The organism is Wolbachia endosymbiont of Rhagoletis cerasi, assembly GCF_018454475.1.
In the GTDB taxonomy this organism is placed as follows: Bacteria; Pseudomonadota; Alphaproteobacteria; order Rickettsiales; family Anaplasmataceae; genus Wolbachia; species Wolbachia pipientis.
Genome location: NZ_JADCNC010000009.1, coordinates 327,811 through 345,424, shown reverse-complemented (window position 1 = coordinate 345,424; position 17,614 = coordinate 327,811). Strand labels below are relative to the sequence as shown.

Sequence of the window (17,614 nt, the reverse complement as noted above, 5' to 3'; positions counted from 1 at the left end):
CTGGCACGTTAAGTCTAGCCTTTTATAAATGAACCAGAATTATAATTTATCTTTTAAAAATCTCAAATGTAATAAATTTATGTTTTAAAGGATTTGATATATCAAATTTTATTGTATTTACTTTCTCATCAAAAACTATAGTATTCTCATCTATGTGATATCTGTCTATTTGATATGCTAGTGAAAATGCGTCAAGCTTATCAGAAGTTGGAGGAGATTTATATACCACTACATTTAAAGTTTCTAAGTCTAAGTTCACTCTAACAGTCACAACACCTTGTTCAAACGAACTTTCAAACAAACCTTGAATAGATTCACCATGCATACATGGCGGGTCCATTCTTACAGCAGATATACATCGATTATATATTGCATCCCCTGAACCGTTGTGCATGCACATCGTAAAATCTTTACTTCCTTGAAAAAGGTCTATAAAATCTACCATAACACTTCACCACTACATAACAAACACTTTATAATATTATAAGTAACTAGCAAGCTCCATTACTAATTTCGTAGTGACTCTAATTGCAAAATTTAATATAAGTAGTAAAATAGAACCACTGAATAAAAAACATATGTTAATTAATACAACGTCGGAGCTGGAGGACATATGTGAGGGGTTGATAGCAAAAAAGCCAAAATTTATAGCAGTTGACACGGAGTTCATTAGAAATAATTTAATCTACTACCCAAAATTATCGTTAATTCAAATTTCTTACGGAGAGAAGAGTTTTATTGTAGACGCATTAGTGCCAGAAATTGATTTATCATTCATTAAGAAAATAATGCTAAATCAGGGGATAACCAAAGTGTTTCATAGCTGCCGGCAGGATATAGAATCCTTACTCACTGTGTTTAAATGTATTCCCACTCCCATTTTTGATACCCAAGTTGCTGCTATGTTTTGTCATTATTATCATGACTTTATTGGTTACTCAAAAGTAGTGGAGCAATATCAAGGAATAGCACTGGATAAAATTAAAGCTAAAAATTCAGATTGGTTAAGGCGTCCGTTGTCCGAAGATCAGTTAGATTATGCAGTAAACGACGTGGTACACCTATATGACCTATACCAAATATTGTGCAATAAACTTGAAGAAAATAATAGGATGGGTTGGTTTCAAGAAGAGATGGAATCAATAGTTGATATAAATAAGTATTTACATAGCCCAAAAGATGCATGGAAGAGGATTAAATTTAATTATGAAGTAAATCCAAGATTGATACTAACTGTTAAAGCAGTTAGTGAGTGGCAAGAAACCTTAGCACAGCGCTATAATATGAACCGTAATAAAATAATCAATAATGCTGTAATAGCTGATTTTATTGAAAAAAATGTAGAGCATGTTGATGAGATTTTAGATGATCTCAAGAGGAATACAAAAAATATAAAAGATGCGGATTTACTAGAGTTTGTGAATATTTTTAATGAAAATGAGAGAAATTGGATGCAGCAAAACAACACCTTATCGAGTAATTATGACAAATCTGTACTTGATATACTCTCAATTATTTTAGATAGTAAATGTAAAGAAAGTAACATATCAAGGAAATTAGTTTCTTCAAAAGATGAGTTAACCGGGTCAATATCTGGACAGACAGATAAATTATTCAAGGGATGGAGATATGATTTTTTTGGCAGGTCAGTTGAATCATTTTTGAACACAAGCTCAAAATTTGAGATTTCAGCAGTGAAATCCGCAAATAATATAACCAAAATTCAGAGTAATTTAGTGGAGAATAACTGTTGCTAAAGTAACTTAGATTTATCGACAATCGTCATCCCACTACGTGTTAGTGGCTAAGAGATACCGCGGCGGTATGACGGTTAAGTAGGGTGTCATCCAAGTAGCCCAGACTACTTCGATCCAGGAAAATTGATTGTGCACTATACAACATAAAAGCTGGATTCCAGACTGGGATGACACCACCTACAAATTGCAATGTTCGTATAGTTATGTGCTTGACACTGGGATCTAGAAAATCTAGTTAATATATATAGAGAAACCTTAGCTATAGTTTCAAAAGAAGTCGAATGTATTTTGTTATATGATTATAAGTCTAACAGGCGGAATTGGGGTAGGAAAGAGCTTTGTAGCTAATTGCTTTCAAGAGTTTGGTGCTGTTGTATTTGATGCTGATTCTGTTGTACACCAACTTTATAAAGTGGATAAAAGCATAATAAGTTATGCAGAGAAAAATTTTCCTGGAGTGGTAGTAAATGGTGAAATAGATAGAACAGTACTGTCTAAATATTTCTTAGCCTACGATGAAAATTGGAAACAATTTCAATCTTTGGTTCACTCTGCTGTGCTGCGTGAATTAGAATTTTTTATTGCCAAGGAAAAAAAGATCGATAGAAAACTTTTAGTTTTAGATGTGCCACTTCTATTAGAAACAAAATTTTATTTATATTGCGACCTTATTGTTTTTGTTCATGCAGATAGCGTTGTGCAAGCTCAAAGACTTAACGAACGCAACATAGATAAAGAAAAGCTTAATCTAATCTCCGATGTTCAGTTATCTATTGAGGAGAAAAGGAAGATGAGTGACTTTATTATCGATACCAGTGTAAGCAAAGAGTATGTTTTTTCTCAAGTAAAAGATATAGTGGATTCATTAAACCTAAACACGTAGCTCTACGTCATACCGCCGCGGTATCTCTAGATCCCGCTAACAAGCAGCGGGATGACGGTTGTCAGGATCCCAGCAGCCTCCCTCCCCTGTCATCCAAGTAGCCCCCTATGGTGTCATCCCAGTGCCCAGACACTGGGATCCAGGAAAATTGATTGTGCACTATAGCAACATTTTTGATCAAAAACTGGATTCCAGTGTCAAGCACTGGAATGACACCCTTCCGATGGGAACTGCTCTCAAACTACAACAGCATGAGTAGCTATAGAAGCTTTAATGATACAAGAAAAAATAAACAGCTATCATTTTTTTAGTAATTAAGTAAAATAGAGTGAAAGATTGCGAGGAAGTTTTGAAAAATAAGATAAAAAAGATAGTAATTTCAGGAAAGGAAGTGTGGCCAATCATCGAGGGCGGCAAAGGCATTGCAGTTAGTGATGGAAGATCAAGCGGAGCATTTGCTGCAGCAGATGCTGTGGGTACATTTTCTGGTGCAAATGCTAAGCTTATTGATGATAATGGCGAGTTAGTGCCACTAATTTATAAAGGCAAAACAAGAAATGAAAAGCATAGTGAATTGATTGAGTATAGTATTGAAGCTGGAATTAGTCAGGCAAGAATAGCAAATGAAATATCAAAAGGTCATGGAAGAATACACATGAATGTACTTTGGGAGATGGGAGCAGCAGAACGCGTGCTTCATGGCATATTAGAAGGAGCGAAAGGTTTGATTCATGGTATTACCTGCGGTGCTGGTATGCCTTATAGGCTTGGGGAAATTGCAGCTAAATATCAGGTTTATTATTACCCTATTATCTCATCAGTGCGTGCTTTTAAAGCATTATGGAAACGTACTTACCAAAAAATATCTTCCTATTTGCTTGGTGGAGTAGTGTATGAAGATCCATGGCTTGCTGGAGGGCACAATGGACTGAGTAACAGTGAAGACCCAGAGCTACCACAGGCTCCATTTGAAAGAGTTGCAGAGCTTAGATCTTTCATGAACGAGATCGGTCTTTCAGAAACACCAATTGTTATGGCAGGAGGAGTGTGGCATTTGAAAGATTGGGAACATTGGTTTGACAATCTGCAAATTGGACCAATAGCTTTTCAGTTTGGCACTCGTCCACTTTTGACGAAAGAAAGCCCAATTTCTGCAGAGTGGAAAAAGAAGCTACTCACTTTAGAAGAAGGTGATGTATTTTTAAATAAATTCAGTCCAACAGGGTTTTACTCATCTGCAGTAAAAAATAACTTCATACGTGAGTTGCAGGAACGGAATTCACGTCAAATAAAGTTTTCAGAAAATGCTAGCGAAGAATTTAATAATGAATTTGCAATGGGTAGCAGAGGTAGAAAGATCTACCTTACTGCAAAAGACAAAGAACTGGCAAATACATGGACTAAAGCAGGGTATACAGAAGCAATGAAAACTCCAGATACAACTGTTATTTTTGTGACGCCAGGCAGGTTTGCAGAGATAAGACAAGATCAAATCAATTGTATGGGATGCTTAAGTCATTGTTTGTTTAGCAATTGGAAAGATCATGGTGACCATTCAACAGGACGAAAGCCAGATCCGCGTAGTTTTTGCATACAAAAAACACTGCAAAACGTTATACACGATGGTGATATTGAGAACGAACTCATGTTTTCCGGGCACAATGTGTACAAATTTAAGCAAGATCCATTTTATGAGAATGGCTACGTACCGGCAGTAAAAGAACTGGTGGAAAGGATATTGACTGGGTATTGAGTCAGTGACCTTACCCAGAAAAAGTGGAGAGAAAGTGTGGAATGTTTTTTACAAAAAGAATGATGCATCAAATTGTTCTGGAATGCAATAGTTAATAGTGACGTTGTTTGTTATAAAAAATTTCTATGTATTCAAATATTGCAGTTCTAGTTTGTTGAGCAGAGTGTTGTGAAGTATCAATAAGTATTTCTCTTTTCAATGAGCTAAAGAAGCTTTCTGCAACAGAATTGTCGTAACAACAGCCTTTATTACTCATCTATATTCTTTACAGCTAAGAGATATTGATACCCTTGCGCAGTATATTGTGAACCTTGGTCACTGTGCAGCAGTAGATTTTTAACAGGTTTACGCCTATTAATGGCCATTAATAAAGAGTTCATAACCAATTGTTTATTTATTGCACTACTCATTAACTACCATACGTGAGAATTATTGCTGCCAAATATAGCCATCCCTCCTTGGTTTTGATGTAAGTAATCCCATACTTTATTTGGTTGATCAACAATAAAGTTTTGATCTAGTATATTGGGAGCTACAGCTCTATTATCTGTTTGTTGTTTTTTAATTTTAAACTTTCTTTTCAGTATAGCCCTGATGTCATTTTTCTGCATAATACTTTGCACCGTTTTCAAATTGCAACTTTTACCCAAAGCCTTCAATTCAGCATGAATTTTAGGAGCTCCATATCTACATTTAGAAACTTGATATATTTTTTGAATAGCTGCGAGTAGCTCTTTATTTGCTGATTCTCTACTGCTTATTTTTCTTGTGGTCCACTTATAGTAGCCACTAGCAGAAAATCCTACATAATTCCTGTACTTTATAGCAGTTACTATATAAAAAAATATTTTACTCTTTTTGACTGGCCAGGGCTTTTTTTTAAATGTCTCTTTCCCTTGTTACTCTTGCTTTGTAAATCAAACCTCTCTTTGTCATAAGGTGCTACATCTGGAAATGCATTTGCCGCTGACTTTTTTTCGTTATATTTCTTCATCCATTTTCCTAATAAACCACCCTTTATTCCTAAATCCTTTGCTATTTTTGTAATTGTTTGACCTGCCTTTCTTTGTTCATTTGCCAGTTTAACAGCTTCCAATTTGAATTCTGCTGTATATTCTCTTACCATTTCTAATCCTCCAAAATTTTATTTTACCCAAAAAAACTCTTTTCTTTCTCTCCACTTTTTCTGGGTAAGGTCAGTCTTTAGGCACCCAAACAAAGGGAAATGCTGGATAAAAAGAAAATACTTTAAAAAGTATGATAACGATAACTGGCGTTTTATGACAAGTAACAAGATACATCTTATTATACACAGCGATCATGTTATTAAACGACATATCAAAGTGCAAAAAACCAGATCTCCATATGATGGTGATTGGGTTTATTGGGGTAAACGTCTGAGAAAAATACCAGATAAGCCATTAAGAGTAATAAAACTATTGAAGTTACAACAAAGTAAATGTGATAATTGTAGACTATGGTTTAAAAGTGATGATACAATAGAAATACATCACAAAGACCGGAATAGACGAAACAACATGATCAAAAACTTATCTTTGTTACATGGACATTGTCACGATGAATTACACAGGAGGTGTGCATGAAAAGCTCCAAATTGGAGAGAAGCCGTATGAGGCGCAAAGTCTCACGTACGGTTTTGAAGTCGAGTGAGGAGGGGCGACCTTCTTCACTTAGACAACAATATGCAGATGAAACTACGGAAGAAGACTTAAGGAAAATAGCAGAAAAAGCACCAATAATAAAGTTAGCCTACGATGAATTAGACAGGTTTAGCTGGAATGAAAAAGATTTAGTAGCATATGAAGAAAGAATAATGGATCTGCGGAAAGAAGAAGGCATCCTCGCTAAAAAACTTGATGAGGGAAAGATTGAAGGAAAGATTGAAGTAGCAAAAAACCTACTTAAGGCTGACATCTCTATTGATATTATCTCTCAGACAACCGGCCTTCCTCAAGCTGAGATTAAACGACTTCAGGAAGAAATCACCTAAAAGGCTAATGATCAACGAAAAAATTGTAAGAGAGAACTTAAAAAAAGTCATAGAGCAAAAAAGCGGTAAAGATGTGATCGCTCTTGGCATAATATCCTCAATTATTATTAAAGGTCAAGATGTTGGTTTTGTGCTTGAAGTTGCCGGTAACACGCAAGCAAATGAAGAATTAAGAAGAAATTGTGAGCAAGCTGTTAAAGCTATACCGGGGGTGACAAAAGTGACCGTGGTTGCTACTTGTCAAAAACAAACTGGGCAACAAAAAGCTAAATTACATATCGAAGGAGTGAAAAATATAATCGTTGTGGCCTCTGGTAAAGGCGGTGTGGGCAAGTCCACAGTTGCGCTAAATCTTGCTCTCTCATTAGCAAAGTTAAAACACAAAGTTGCGCTGGTTGATGCAGATATATATGGTCCTTCAATTCCTAAAATGCTTGGCGCTGAAAAATTAAAGCCAGAAATACAGGATAGTAAAGCAATGCCTATAGAAAAGTATGGACTGCATACTATTTCAATTGGCTATTTTATCGATAAAGATCGTGCAGCAATATGGCGCGGACCTATGATTACAAAAGCACTTTATAGTCTGCTAATGGGAACAAAATGGTCCGATATAGAGTATTTGATAATTGATACACCACCTGGAACTGGCGATGTGCATTTAAGTCTTATGGAAAATTTTAACTTAACTGGGGCGATAATAGTTTCAACTCCACAGGAGCTCTCTTTAATCGATGCTCGCAAAATTTATGATATGTTTACAAAGCTCAGCGTACCGGTTATTGGCATTGTAGAAAATATGAGTTATTTCATTCAAAGCGGCTCAAAAATATACATATTTGGAAAAGACGGTGCAAAAAAAATGTCTGAGGAGCTGGGCATCAAACTTCTAGGCAGAGTTCCTCTAGATCCACAAATATGCCATGCTTCTGATTGCGGAAATCCTTTAATGTTAAGTGAGGATTTGGCAGAGATTTATGAAGACATTGCTCAAAGTATAGTTAAACAATAGAATAAGCGTGAGAAACATGCGAATCAAAGTCCTCTTTTGTTAGTTACAAAATAGACTGCTTGCATAACCATTATTTACATGAAAAATTAGCAGCTTTTGTCATTCCAGCGCGTGACGCTGGAATCCAGAAAAAAAGAAGAATGGATCCCAGTGGGCTTTGTTGCATCGCTAGCTATGATGGATTAAAGATAAAAAAGGTGGAGAATATCAGTAGCTTATTATTCTGGTATTTATAACAAGAACGGTCAGTGAATACCTAAATTTGAGTAAAAGAAATTTCACTACCACTCACTAATCTGGCTAAAATTCAAGAATTTCAATGCTTTAGCTATTTTCAATAGAATTAAATTTATTAATATAAATAACAAATTACTATTCTTAAATTTGATCAGATTGATTGCAAAAAAACAAGATTTTCAATAAGTTGCTTATAATCCTAATTATAGTTAGCCTTTCATAAGTAGCGATGCAACAAAGCCATCCCAGTGTCAAGCACTGGGATGACACCTTTATGTTTGAGGCAAAACCGGCCATAGCATTTAACACACTGCCTTCGCAAAATGTTCGTACAGTTGTTCGTTACGTGCTGGAATGACAAGGTGGAGTGTCTTTAGATGTCATCCAAGTAGCTGACACTGGGATCTAAAAAATTTAATTTATATATAAAGTTTGTTTAAACTATTTTCAAAACAGATAAAATATAATTTTACAATTAGCGTAAATAAAATGAATTATGATGTAATCATTTCAGGTGGTGGGTTACTTGGTCTTATTACTGCCATTGGCCTCAGTTGTGACTCTGTGTCTGTAGCTGTGATTGAAAAAAATAGTCTACCACGTGTAGTAGATGATAATCGAGCATTTGCTATTTCTCAAGGCTCGAAAAAAATATTGGAAAAGTTAGGGATTTGGCAGTTTGTGGAAAGTGAAGCTGAGCCAATACTTGATATATGCATATTAGATGCGGTTACTGTGCATTACAATCATAAAATGGTTAGCGAAGAGCCAATGGGTTATGTTATCAACAATGCTACTATATGGAATGCAATCAACAATAATTTTCTAAATAAACTGAATATATACTCTCCACATTCCTATAAAACAATTGCTTGTGATTCAGGATATGTGGAAGTGATTCTTGATAATAACCAGGAATTAATATCATCGCTACTTATCTGTGCTGAAGGCAAAAACTCTAAATTACCAGAGTTATTTTCTATACCGACAGTGAAATTTGACTATAAACAAAGTAGCATAGTATTTAATGTAAAGCATGAACTGCATCACCAAAACTTAGCTGTGGAGCGTTTTTTCCCTGGCGGTCCATTTGCAATTCTACCGATGAAGGGTGGCTATACTTCTTCGATAGTTTGGACAGAAAAATCTGAAATTTCAAAAATGCTAATGGATCTGTCTGAAGAAGAATTTATTATAGAGCTTAAAAAAAGATTTGGTTCTTATTTAGGAGAGATAAAATTAGAGGGTGAAAGAAAACTTTATCCTTTAAGTTTTGCTTTCGCAAAAAAGTTATATAAGGGTAGAGTTTTGCTTATCGGCGATGCAGCACATTCAATTCATCCAGTTGCAGGTCAAGGGCTTAATCTTGGAATTAGAGATGTAGAAAGTGTTATAAAGCACGTAGTTGCTGCAAAAGCGGCTGGTACTGATGTTGGCAGTAGTTATTTATTAAAGAAAATTTCACGTAACAGATACTTTGATAATTTTACAATGGCGCTTGCAACTGATGGATTAAATAGGATGTTTTCCAACAGAATATTCTGCGCTAAAGCACTAAGAAATCTTGGCTTGATTGCAGTTGAAAATTCAAATTTCCTCAAAAAACGCTTCATTCGGCATGCTATGGGATTTATATAAATCACTATTTTATAGCTAATGCAAGTCAGGTTTCCCACGTCATACCGCCGCGGTATCTTGGCCGCTAACACGTAGCGGGATGACGAATGTATCTGTTTAGCAGTTGTGTTAAAAGTCAATAGAAAAATTGATGTAGCTGTGGATAAGTACTTTTATCTGTATAAACGTGCTTATCCACAGCTATACTGGCTCTTAGATAGAAACAGACAGAGAGTTATATTCCTCAGTAAAAACCCTGTCATCTCTGACTAAAGAGTTAGCAAGAATAAGCAATTTCCTCATGGCAGCAGTGGAAGCAATTTTATATGGCTTTTTATATTGACTATATAATCTAGTAAAGAAAGGTTTGATATAGGAACTAGGGGGGGAGGGGGGGATGTATGGTCCCAGAGTGTGATGGTATGATAAAATATGAGAAAACAATACCATCAAAGGAGGAATTATGGGACAAATATTACATGGGTGCGCCAAAACAACAGAGACAATTCGTAGAGCAATACAAAATAGTAAAGAGAGCATAGCAAAACTCTCCAGGTACTATAACCTTAATCCAAAAACTATCATTAAATGGAGAAAACGGTCTTTTGCCAAAGACGCTGATATGGGTCCGAAGCATGCAAGATCAACTGTTTTAACTTTAGAAGAGGAGGCTGTAATTGTTGCATTTCGTAAGCATACTCTATTGCCATTAGATGATTGTCTCTACGCTTTGCAAACCTCAATCCCACACTTGACTCGCTCTAGTCTACATCGTTGCTTACAGAGGCACAGCATTAGCAGACTACCAGATGTTGATGGCGAAGTTAAACCAAAAAAGAAATTCAAACAATATCCTATAGGCTATTTCCATATTGATATTGCAGAAGTCAGAACAGAAGAAGGAAAGTTATATTTGTTTGTTGCAATAGATAGAACATCCAAATTTACGTATGTTGAGTTGCATAAAAGTGCTACAAAACCTATAGCTGCTGAGTTTCTACGTAATTTGATTAAAATTTTACCATATAAAATCCACACTATTTTGACAGATAACAGTGTACAATTTACCAACCAAAAACGCCATAAATACGCTTTTCAACATATATTTGATAGAGCTTGTGAAGAAAATGACATTGAACACCGTCTAACAAAAGTTAGCCATCCTTGGACAAATGGGCAAGTTGAGCGTATGAACAAAACTTTAAAGAATGCCACTGTTAAGAAGTATTACTATCAGTCTCACCAGCAACTCAAAGAGCATCTTTATGACTTTGTTATGGCCTACAATTATGCTAAAAGACTCAAAACTCTTAAGGGTCTTACACCTTTTGAGTTTATATCTTTACAGTGGACAAAATCTCCTGAATTGTTCATACTAAATCCACACCATCACACTCTGGGACCATACACTCCCTGTGTTTCGTAATATTATACAATCAAATTGATAAAAGCTGTATTATCTCCTTGCAGCATTAAGTGTATATTTTTTGCTATTTTTTCCACTAAGGGAGTAACATTATCAAAATTTTCAAATTTTGATAACACATAATCTGCTAAGCTTCTTTGATCTTCAGGTCTACCCACTCCAAATCTCAAGCGCCAATAATCGTTGCCAATAAAACTATCTATGGATTTAAGTCCATTATGTCCAGCAGAACTACCACCTTTCTTTACTTTTATTCTTCCAAGTTCCAAATCAGCGTCATCATGTATGACAACGATATTATCTAGCGATAATTTGTAAAAGTTTCGTATTTTTGCAACAGGGATGCCTGAATTATTCATAAATGAATAAGGCTTTATTAACATGATTTTATTATCATTAATTATGCCAGAGGTTATTAGATAATCGGCTTTTTTAGAGAACGACTGGAAATTCCAATATTTGCAAATTGTATCAACTACGATGAAGCCGATATTATGATAAGTTAACTCATATTGACCACCAGGGTTACCAAGCCCAACTATCAGGTGCACTATTCCTCTGTTTCTGCTTGAGGTTCTTCAACGTCACTATCGGCAGCAGAAATTGTAACAATGGTAAAATTTTCTTCTTCATGAGCTACAAACTTAACACCTTCTGGTAATTTTACATCATTAATATGTATAGACTGGCCAATCATTTTACCGGATAAATCAACTTCAATAACCTGAGGTATTTTATCAGGAGAGCATTTAACAGCAATAGAACGACACAAAACATTAAGCACTCCACCTAATTTGATTCCTGGAGCTTTACTTTCATTCACAAATGATAGAGGTATGTCTATTTTAATTTCACTGCCTTTATCAACAAACTGAAAATCAACATGTTGCACAGTATCCTTTACTACATGCAATTGGATATCGCGAACAAGAGCATATTCCTTTTTGCCCGAAATATTCAGCTCTATCAAATGTGCAGAAAGAGAGCCTGACTTATATTGCTTTGTGAATTCCTTTGCAGACAATGTCAAATTTACATTATCATGGCCCTTTCCATATATGATTCCAGGGATGTTTCCTTTCTTCCTTAGAGAATGCATCGCTTTTGTTTTTGTTATATCACGTAACTCTGCATTAATTGTTACTATTTCCTGTTGCGTCATCGGTTACTCCTATTCAGCTAATCCTTTTAATATAATTTAATAATAATATAACATAAAAATATTTATTTCAAACTTCATTCTTTCATACTAATTGTTTGTGAAAGGATTTATTTAGATATATATTTAAGCTTATTTAACAAGAACTATGGGCATTGACGATAAAGTAGTTTTTAGGATTTATAGACCAACAAGAACTGCAACACAATCTGGTTTAGGTAATACAAATTTCTGGCACCTGAAAATTGAATCTGGCTCTTACTACATTGAACCTTTAATGGGGTGGGTTGGCTCAAAAGATCCAAAAAAACAGATTGTATTAAAGTTTGATTCTCTTGAAAAAGCAGTATTCTACGCAAAAAAACGCAACGTTAAATACATAATTGAAATGCCAAAAAATGTTAAGAGGCTGCCAAAATCTTACGCAAGCAATTTCATACTAAAGTAAGTTGCACAACAAATGGTGTTATGCAAGTAGCTGACACTGCTCTCCTTTGTCATCCCAGTGCCCAGACACTGGGATCCAGGAATTTTATTAAGTTGGTAAGCATAAAAATAGCTGTTTTACGTTAAAATACAATGTTTTTGATGATTATGGAAAGGCTGGATCCCAGTGTCAAGCACTGGGATGACACCATTTGTTGTAAACTCACTTTTACTCTATGGTTATACTACCTTGCCGCTATCCTGAACGGATACAAAGTAAGTTTTATTGTGATGTGCTCATCTGTAAAAAATAAGACTTAATCTCACTGTTGATCATGGATTTTAAGTTGTGCTAGCACACTGCGGCCATTTAAAGAGTCAAGATTTTTAACCTGGCTAGCCAGTATTAAAGAGTTATTTTTCAGGTATTTCTTTACAAGGCTTGCAAGTCTTTTTGGATTATTCAAATAGCTCCACTCTGCTTGTAAAACTTTTATATCACTTTGTACTAAATTAATTTCACTTTTTATTTTTATTAGCTCTCTATTTAATGACTGAACATGTAATTTTACCTTAAATAGTCCTACAATGCTAAGAAAAAACATAACTATTGAGATGATGCAGAAAGTTCTCACGACAACCTCTGTATAGCTCTTAGTTTTGCTGAGCGTGAACGCGGATTTGCACTTACTTCTTCTATACTTGCTTCGATCACTTTTTTATTTAGAAGAGAGAATGTCTTGCAATCAGTAGCACATAAATCTTTAAAAAAAGTTTTGACTATACGATCTTCTAAGGAATGAAAGGTGACGACAATTAATTTGCCATTCTCACTTAAAATCTCAGACGCAGCTTTAATACCCTTTTCAAGTTCTCCCAGCTCATCGTTTACCCATATTCTGATTGCCTGAAATGTTCTGGTTGCAGGATCAATTTTGCTTTTTCCACGAAATACCACGGAACGTACAATATCCGCAAGCTCAAATGTAGTTTTGATAGTTTTCTTCTTCCGTGCATTTATTATTGCTCTTGCAATTTTGCGAGAAAGACGTTCGCCTCCGTAGTTATATATAGTATTTGCGATTTCTTCTTCGCGTAAAGCGTTAACAAACGTTGAAGCGTTTATATAAGAAGAGTTATCCATGCTCATATCGAGTGGACCATCATGTAAAAATGAGAACCCTCTATCTCCGTTATCAAGCTGCATAGATGAAACTCCGATGTCAAAGACCACTCCATCCACTCCGTTTGATGTCATTCCAGCGCGTGACCAGTTATTTTTTCCAGTATCAAGTACTGGGATGACAGGAGATGGCTCAACGCTGCTTAGTATACTTTTAATATTACTAAACTTCTCAATGAATAGTTTTATTCTATCTGGATATCTAACGCTTAAATCATCATAAAACTTAGTTACCGTTTCATCTCTATCAATTGCATATACTTTGCAATCAGCTGACTCCAATATTGCTTTGCTATACCCTCCAGCTCCAAATGTGGCGTCCACGTATATGCCACCATCCTGCGGTGATAGTAGTGATAGCATCTCTTTTAACAAAACTGGAGTGTGTGTCATATCAAAAAATTTAAGTACAGTTGGTGTAGATATCCTACTCTACTCTACTCTTCACATCAATTTTATTTATGTACATAGATTTTCTTGCCAAAATATGGTATCTTATCGGAATATATGAGCAATAATATTAAAATTAAGGTTTAATATTGTTAATATAATATTCACATAACGTTCACATTTTTTTTTATATATAAGATCAAACAGGCTATAGGGAAATTATGCAGCAAATAACAAAAGTAATATTTTCAAGTTTGATTTGTAACACTTTATTGTGGTATGACCACATGCTTTTTGGCCACTTAATAAACATAATAGGTGGTGTGTTTTTTCCATCGGATGATCAACTAACCAGCGTATTGAAGGCTTTTGGAGTGTTTGCAGTGGGTTTCTTAATGAGACCAGTCGGTGCTGCTATATTTGGTCACATTGGTGATAAACATGGCAGAAGAGTTGCCTTATTGCTCTCGATTATATTAATGACTTTATCAACCGTATTAATTGCTTTTGTTCCAGGTTATCAAAGCATTGGAATACTAGCGTCAATGCTGGTAGTGTGTTTAAGATTATTGCAGGGTATATCTCTTGGAGGAGAAGCAGGAAATGCACCATTTTTAATAGAACATGCTCCTAAAAACAAAAAAGGATTTTTTGGCAGCATTGAGGTATTAAGTGCAATTTTTGGTTCAGTATTAAGCTTGATAGCGGTACTCATATGCAAAAAAGTATCTGATTTTGAATCTTGGGGGTGGAGATTACCTTTCATTTTCAGTTTAGCAATGGGATTAATTAGCATATATATGAGATATATACTTGATGAAAGCCCAGAGTATAAAAGACAGAAAAATCCATCTAAATTGCCATTAAAAGAGTTATTAAATAGCTATAAAAAACCTTTTCTGATATCAGTTGGGGTTGATATAGTTGAAAACTCATCTCTTTACATATATCTGGTATTTTTCAATGTGCTTACGAATAAAATATTAACAGTAAATACTCATTTTAATCACATAGTGGAAATACTGAATCAAATTGCGCTCGGAGGGTTGACAATATTATTTGCTATACTTTCTGATAAGATAGGAAGAGAAAAAGTTATGAAATTTGCATTTATAGCTTTTGTAATAGTGAGTTATCCAGTTTTCTCAATGTTATGTAGTGGCAATTACTTGCTGGCACATATTCTTTTTATAATTCCAATAGCTGCATCGCTTGGCCCTGTCAGTGCATTTATGTGTGAATTATTTCCAACAAAGGTTCGGTATAGCGGATTTGGTTTGTCAAGAAATATAGCTGCTGGATTTTTTGGTGGTCTTGCACCATTTATATGCACAACAATTATCAAAGTTACAGGACAAGAGACTTCAGCTAGTTTTTACATGATTTTCTGTGCATTAATTGGGCTAGTTGCTATATCACAAGTTAAGGGTTAGCTTTCTTCAAGATCACCCAAAGTAAACCAAGTATAGTTGCAGTATAGCAGAATTTAAAAAAATCTAATTATAAGGCGGGAAGTGCCAATTTTTAGGTGATAATGTGAATATTTCAGCACCATCTTTTGTTACTCCGAGCGTATGTTCAAATTGAGCAGAAAGTGAAAGATCGCGTGTTGTCACTGTCCAATCATCGAGTTTACTGAGCAGAGTCTCATGTTTTCCAGCATTAATCATTGGCTCTATTGTAAAGAACATACCTTCCTTCAAGACGAGATTTTCATCTTGATCATAGAAATGCACTACATTTGGTGGAGCATGAAAGACTTTTCCTATACCATGTCCGCAGTAGCTGCGTACGATAGAATATCCAAAATCTCTAATATATTTCTCTATAGCAAGCCCTATTTCATTTAACTTATTGCCGGGCTTAACTTGTTTGATTGCTTCCATCAATGCATGATAAGTAGCGTCACACAAGCGTTTTGCTTTTATTGATGGCTTGCCAACCCAAAACATGCGACTTGTATCACCATGCCAGCCATTTAAAATCACCGTGACATCAATATTTAAAATATCTCCATCTTTAAGTGGTTTATTATCGGGAACACCATGGCACACAACTGCATTTTTTGAAGTGCAAATCGATTTTGGATACCCCCTATAGTTTAGTGGTGCTGGAATTGCACCTGCATTAATTATAAAATCATGACATAGATCATTTAACTCATTAGTTGTCACCCCTACCTTTACGTACGGTGCAATGAAATCAAGAGTTTCAGCAGCAAGCCTGCCAGCCTTGCGCATAAATTCAAAATCTTCTTGTGAGTGTATAGTTATGTTCATATTTTCCATGTCTTATTGTAATTGGTACGCTTACTCGCAAGTACATAAACATAATAATTTTACATATTATAAAAATAAGTCCTATGGATCCTAGTGTCAAGTCATTTGTATGAAAGGTGGTAAAACAGAAATCTAGACTGTAACTTTTGATTTAACCCAATTATACAATTTACTCATTTTACCATCCTGACCTAAAATACCAGAATTATTTTTATAAAAAGTGTCAACTATTAGCTTTATAGAGCCTATAGCAGCAGAAAATACAGGATTTTTATCATATTCGCCATCAAGACCGCTACAAGACTCAGGGCACCCAATTCGAACTTGCTTATTGAATATATAGCCTGCAATTTCCTTCATGCTTGTGAGTTGACTAGTTCCACCTGTGATCACTACTTTATTAATTGGATCTTTCTGCTCTTGAAATTGCTCTCTTACCATTTCAAGTATTTCTTCAACTCTTGGTCTTATGATGTTAATAAGCTCAGATTTGAATACTTGAGTAGGTTCATCATTTTCGTTGTTTTGCATTGTAATGTACTCATTCTCATCTATTGAAGTTACGATAGTGCTGCCATACAGTATTTTTATATACTCTGCACGTTCTATGCTTGTGCATAGCCCGTAAGCAATATCTCGAGTGATATGAACACCACCAATTGGAACGCTGCTTGCATACACAAGTTTCCCTCTTTTGAAAATTCCAATTGCAGTGCACCCACCGCCTATATCAACAATAGCCGTCCCGAGCTCTTTTTCATCTCCACTCAGACAGGCAAGACCTGCAGAATATGCAGAAGCAATACAACCTGCCATATTTAATCCACCATTATTGGTAATACAGTTTTCAATATTGGTAAGCGCTGGACGCGAAGCAGTGACAACATTAACATCAGCAGATAGTCTTTTTCCGTACAATCCACCAACTTCTTTTATGTCAGTCATGTCATCTAAGTGATATTTCAGTGGTATATTGTGAATGATAACATTTTCTTCAATATATTTCTCAAACGTCTGAAAAACTACACGTTTTATATCCCGGTCAGAAATTTCATGATTAGCTGCAATAATTTCATTATGTACATTGAAAGATGAGATGCCACATCCAGCAATGCTCACATATATCTGGTCTATAGTTTCCTCTGACACTTGCTCAGCTAAACCTATAGTTGATGAGATGGAGTAATTTGCGTGTTTTACATTAGTTATCGACCCACCGTTTACACCTTCTGCAATCTTATAGCCCGTTCCTGTTACTTTATAGCTGAAGTTGCCATTTATTTTAACGATTAGACAAATAATCTTTGTTGTACCTATGTCTAAAACAGCAAAAACGTTTCTCTTTGGTTTTGCTATTACTGCAGAGTACATTAGTTAACCTTATTACGCAATTTCATTTAAATTGTAGCTTTCTTTAATAATTTATATTTCTATTATAGATATAGCAACATTTTAATATACACTAAATTCTGGACAAAAGG

At 35.2% G+C, this 17,614-nt stretch carries 20 protein-coding genes and 2 pseudogenes; 11 read left to right on the top strand and 11 right to left on the bottom strand.

The annotated features are described in order from the left end of the window. Nucleotides 1-46: 46 nt before the first annotated feature. Complete coding sequence (locus INQ25_RS04150) at nt 47-445, bottom strand: hypothetical protein (protein WP_007548550.1); 399 nt, start codon at nt 443-445, stop codon at nt 47-49. Nucleotides 446-578: 133 nt separating this feature from the next. On the opposite strand from INQ25_RS04150, the gene INQ25_RS04145 reads away from it, so the two are divergent. Then, nucleotides 579-1,757, top strand: coding sequence for a ribonuclease D (locus tag INQ25_RS04145; protein ID WP_006279667.1), 1,179 nt, complete (start codon nt 579-581; stop codon nt 1,755-1,757). A 33-nt stretch (nt 1,758-1,790) separates the two neighbouring features. Here INQ25_RS04145 and INQ25_RS04140 read toward each other — a convergent pair whose 3' ends face one another. Then, the gene (locus tag INQ25_RS04140) at nt 1,791-1,931 is read right to left on the bottom strand and encodes a hypothetical protein (RefSeq protein WP_213863122.1); all 141 of its coding nucleotides are present in this window, start codon (nt 1,929-1,931) and stop codon (nt 1,791-1,793) included. A gap of 121 nt (nt 1,932-2,052) precedes the next feature. On the opposite strand from INQ25_RS04140, the gene coaE reads away from it, so the two are divergent. Beyond that, nucleotides 2,053-2,640, top strand: coding sequence for a dephospho-CoA kinase (coaE, locus tag INQ25_RS04135; RefSeq protein WP_006280338.1), 588 nt, complete (start codon nt 2,053-2,055; stop codon nt 2,638-2,640). A gap of 61 nt (nt 2,641-2,701) precedes the next feature. Here coaE and INQ25_RS04130 read toward each other — a convergent pair whose 3' ends face one another. Next, nucleotides 2,702-2,845, bottom strand: coding sequence for a hypothetical protein (locus tag INQ25_RS04130; RefSeq protein WP_179947529.1), 144 nt, complete (start codon nt 2,843-2,845; stop codon nt 2,702-2,704). 144 nt (nt 2,846-2,989) lie between these two features. On the opposite strand from INQ25_RS04130, the gene INQ25_RS04125 reads away from it, so the two are divergent. Next, nucleotides 2,990-4,393 carry an NAD(P)H-dependent flavin oxidoreductase gene (locus INQ25_RS04125; protein WP_213863121.1) on the top strand — a complete coding sequence of 468 codons (1,404 nt, stop codon included), beginning with the start codon at nt 2,990-2,992 and terminating at the stop codon, nt 4,391-4,393. A 48-nt stretch (nt 4,394-4,441) separates the two neighbouring features. Here the strand turns inward: INQ25_RS04125 and INQ25_RS06980 are convergent. Further along, nucleotides 4,442-5,519, bottom strand: a pseudogene (locus INQ25_RS06980) (IS3 family transposase). Nucleotides 5,520-5,673: 154 nt separating this feature from the next. Here INQ25_RS06980 and INQ25_RS04100 point away from each other — a divergent pair. The 4 genes and pseudogenes from INQ25_RS04100 to INQ25_RS04085 all read left to right on the top strand — a co-directional run bounded on the left by INQ25_RS04100 (nt 5,674) and on the right by INQ25_RS04085 (nt 7,652). Further along, on the top strand, nt 5,674-5,997 hold the full coding sequence (locus tag INQ25_RS04100; RefSeq protein ID WP_010082233.1) for an HNH endonuclease: 324 nt from the start codon (nt 5,674-5,676) through the stop codon (nt 5,995-5,997). Nucleotides 5,998-6,092: 95 nt separating this feature from the next. Next, nucleotides 6,093-6,404, top strand: a pseudogene (locus tag INQ25_RS04095) (nuclease/transposase family protein); the annotation flags it as partial. A 7-nt stretch (nt 6,405-6,411) separates the two neighbouring features. Continuing rightward, the gene (locus tag INQ25_RS04090; RefSeq protein ID WP_007548295.1) at nt 6,412-7,416 is read left to right on the top strand and encodes an Mrp/NBP35 family ATP-binding protein; all 1,005 of its coding nucleotides are present in this window, start codon (nt 6,412-6,414) and stop codon (nt 7,414-7,416) included. A gap of 59 nt (nt 7,417-7,475) precedes the next feature. Then, complete coding sequence (locus INQ25_RS04085; RefSeq protein ID WP_007548294.1) at nt 7,476-7,652, top strand: hypothetical protein; 177 nt, start codon at nt 7,476-7,478, stop codon at nt 7,650-7,652. Between the two features lie 142 nt (nt 7,653-7,794). Here INQ25_RS04085 and INQ25_RS04080 read toward each other — a convergent pair whose 3' ends face one another. Continuing rightward, nucleotides 7,795-7,962 carry a hypothetical protein gene (locus INQ25_RS04080; RefSeq protein ID WP_160142642.1) on the bottom strand — a complete coding sequence of 56 codons (168 nt, stop codon included), beginning with the start codon at nt 7,960-7,962 and terminating at the stop codon, nt 7,795-7,797. A 180-nt stretch (nt 7,963-8,142) separates the two neighbouring features. Here INQ25_RS04080 and ubiH point away from each other — a divergent pair, with 180 nt between their 5' ends. Together ubiH and INQ25_RS04070 are read left to right on the top strand one after the other, a co-directional pair. Next, on the top strand, nt 8,143-9,291 hold the full coding sequence (gene ubiH, locus INQ25_RS04075) for a 2-octaprenyl-6-methoxyphenyl hydroxylase (RefSeq protein WP_213863120.1): 1,149 nt from the start codon (nt 8,143-8,145) through the stop codon (nt 9,289-9,291). A 442-nt stretch (nt 9,292-9,733) separates the two neighbouring features. Next, nucleotides 9,734-10,696, top strand: coding sequence for an IS481-like element ISWpi4 family transposase (locus tag INQ25_RS04070; protein WP_012673056.1), 963 nt, complete (start codon nt 9,734-9,736; stop codon nt 10,694-10,696). A gap of 2 nt (nt 10,697-10,698) precedes the next feature. Here the strand turns inward: INQ25_RS04070 and pth are convergent, their stop codons facing one another. Next, nucleotides 10,699-11,247, bottom strand: a complete 549-nt coding sequence (gene pth, locus INQ25_RS04065; RefSeq protein ID WP_213863119.1) for an aminoacyl-tRNA hydrolase — start codon at nt 11,245-11,247, stop codon at nt 10,699-10,701. Next, complete coding sequence (locus INQ25_RS04060; protein WP_010962412.1) at nt 11,247-11,858, bottom strand: 50S ribosomal protein L25/general stress protein Ctc; 612 nt, start codon at nt 11,856-11,858, stop codon at nt 11,247-11,249. Before INQ25_RS04060 ends, pth begins: the two co-directional genes overlap by 1 nt. 145 nt (nt 11,859-12,003) lie before the next feature. Between INQ25_RS04060 and INQ25_RS04055 the strand changes: the two genes are divergently transcribed. Then, complete coding sequence (locus tag INQ25_RS04055; RefSeq protein ID WP_065094969.1) at nt 12,004-12,303, top strand: NADH dehydrogenase ubiquinone Fe-S protein 4; 300 nt, start codon at nt 12,004-12,006, stop codon at nt 12,301-12,303. 301 nt (nt 12,304-12,604) lie between these two features. Here INQ25_RS04055 and ftsL read toward each other — a convergent pair whose 3' ends face one another. Both ftsL and rsmH read right to left on the bottom strand, forming a co-directional pair. After that, the gene (gene ftsL / locus INQ25_RS04050) at nt 12,605-12,916 is read right to left on the bottom strand and encodes a cell division protein FtsL (protein ID WP_007548286.1); all 312 of its coding nucleotides are present in this window, start codon (nt 12,914-12,916) and stop codon (nt 12,605-12,607) included. Continuing rightward, complete coding sequence (rsmH, locus tag INQ25_RS04045) at nt 12,913-13,857, bottom strand: 16S rRNA (cytosine(1402)-N(4))-methyltransferase RsmH (RefSeq protein ID WP_213863118.1); 945 nt, start codon at nt 13,855-13,857, stop codon at nt 12,913-12,915. Before rsmH ends, ftsL begins: the two co-directional genes overlap by 4 nt. Nucleotides 13,858-14,075: 218 nt before the next feature. On the opposite strand from rsmH, the gene INQ25_RS04040 reads away from it, so the two are divergent. Then, on the top strand, nt 14,076-15,287 hold the full coding sequence (locus INQ25_RS04040; RefSeq protein ID WP_213863117.1) for an MFS transporter: 1,212 nt from the start codon (nt 14,076-14,078) through the stop codon (nt 15,285-15,287). Between the two features lie 63 nt (nt 15,288-15,350). Here INQ25_RS04040 and map read toward each other — a convergent pair whose 3' ends face one another. Continuing rightward, a complete protein-coding gene (map, locus tag INQ25_RS04035) occupies nt 15,351-16,133 on the bottom strand; it encodes a type I methionyl aminopeptidase (protein ID WP_006279681.1) in 783 nt (260 codons plus the stop codon). 132 nt (nt 16,134-16,265) lie between these two features. Then, nucleotides 16,266-17,504, bottom strand: coding sequence for a cell division protein FtsA (gene ftsA, locus INQ25_RS04030; protein ID WP_213863116.1), 1,239 nt, complete (start codon nt 17,502-17,504; stop codon nt 16,266-16,268). Between the last annotated feature and the right edge of the window lie 110 nt (nt 17,505-17,614).

Bases quoted from the DNA above. Each gene is read 5' to 3' on its own strand.
- INQ25_RS04150 (WP_007548550.1), bottom strand. From the start codon at position 445: ATGGTAGATTTTATAGACCTTTTTCAAGGAAGTAAAGATTTTACGATG.
- INQ25_RS04145 (WP_006279667.1), top strand. From the start codon at position 579: ATGTTAATTAATACAACGTCGGAGCTGGAGGACATATGTGAGGGGTTG.
- coaE (WP_006280338.1), top strand. From the start codon at position 2,053: ATGATTATAAGTCTAACAGGCGGAATTGGGGTAGGAAAGAGCTTTGTA.
- INQ25_RS04100 (WP_010082233.1), top strand. From the start codon at position 5,674: ATGACAAGTAACAAGATACATCTTATTATACACAGCGATCATGTTATT.
- INQ25_RS04090 (WP_007548295.1), top strand. From the start codon at position 6,412: ATGATCAACGAAAAAATTGTAAGAGAGAACTTAAAAAAAGTCATAGAG.
- ubiH (WP_213863120.1), top strand. From the start codon at position 8,143: ATGAATTATGATGTAATCATTTCAGGTGGTGGGTTACTTGGTCTTATT.
- INQ25_RS04070 (WP_012673056.1), top strand. From the start codon at position 9,734: ATGGGACAAATATTACATGGGTGCGCCAAAACAACAGAGACAATTCGT.
- INQ25_RS04060 (WP_010962412.1), bottom strand. From the start codon at position 11,858: ATGACGCAACAGGAAATAGTAACAATTAATGCAGAGTTACGTGATATA.
- INQ25_RS04055 (WP_065094969.1), top strand. From the start codon at position 12,004: ATGGGCATTGACGATAAAGTAGTTTTTAGGATTTATAGACCAACAAGA.
- rsmH (WP_213863118.1), bottom strand. From the start codon at position 13,857: ATGACACACACTCCAGTTTTGTTAAAAGAGATGCTATCACTACTATCA.
- INQ25_RS04040 (WP_213863117.1), top strand. From the start codon at position 14,076: ATGCAGCAAATAACAAAAGTAATATTTTCAAGTTTGATTTGTAACACT.
- map (WP_006279681.1), bottom strand. From the start codon at position 16,133: ATGAACATAACTATACACTCACAAGAAGATTTTGAATTTATGCGCAAG.
- ftsA (WP_213863116.1), bottom strand. From the start codon at position 17,504: ATGTACTCTGCAGTAATAGCAAAACCAAAGAGAAACGTTTTTGCTGTT.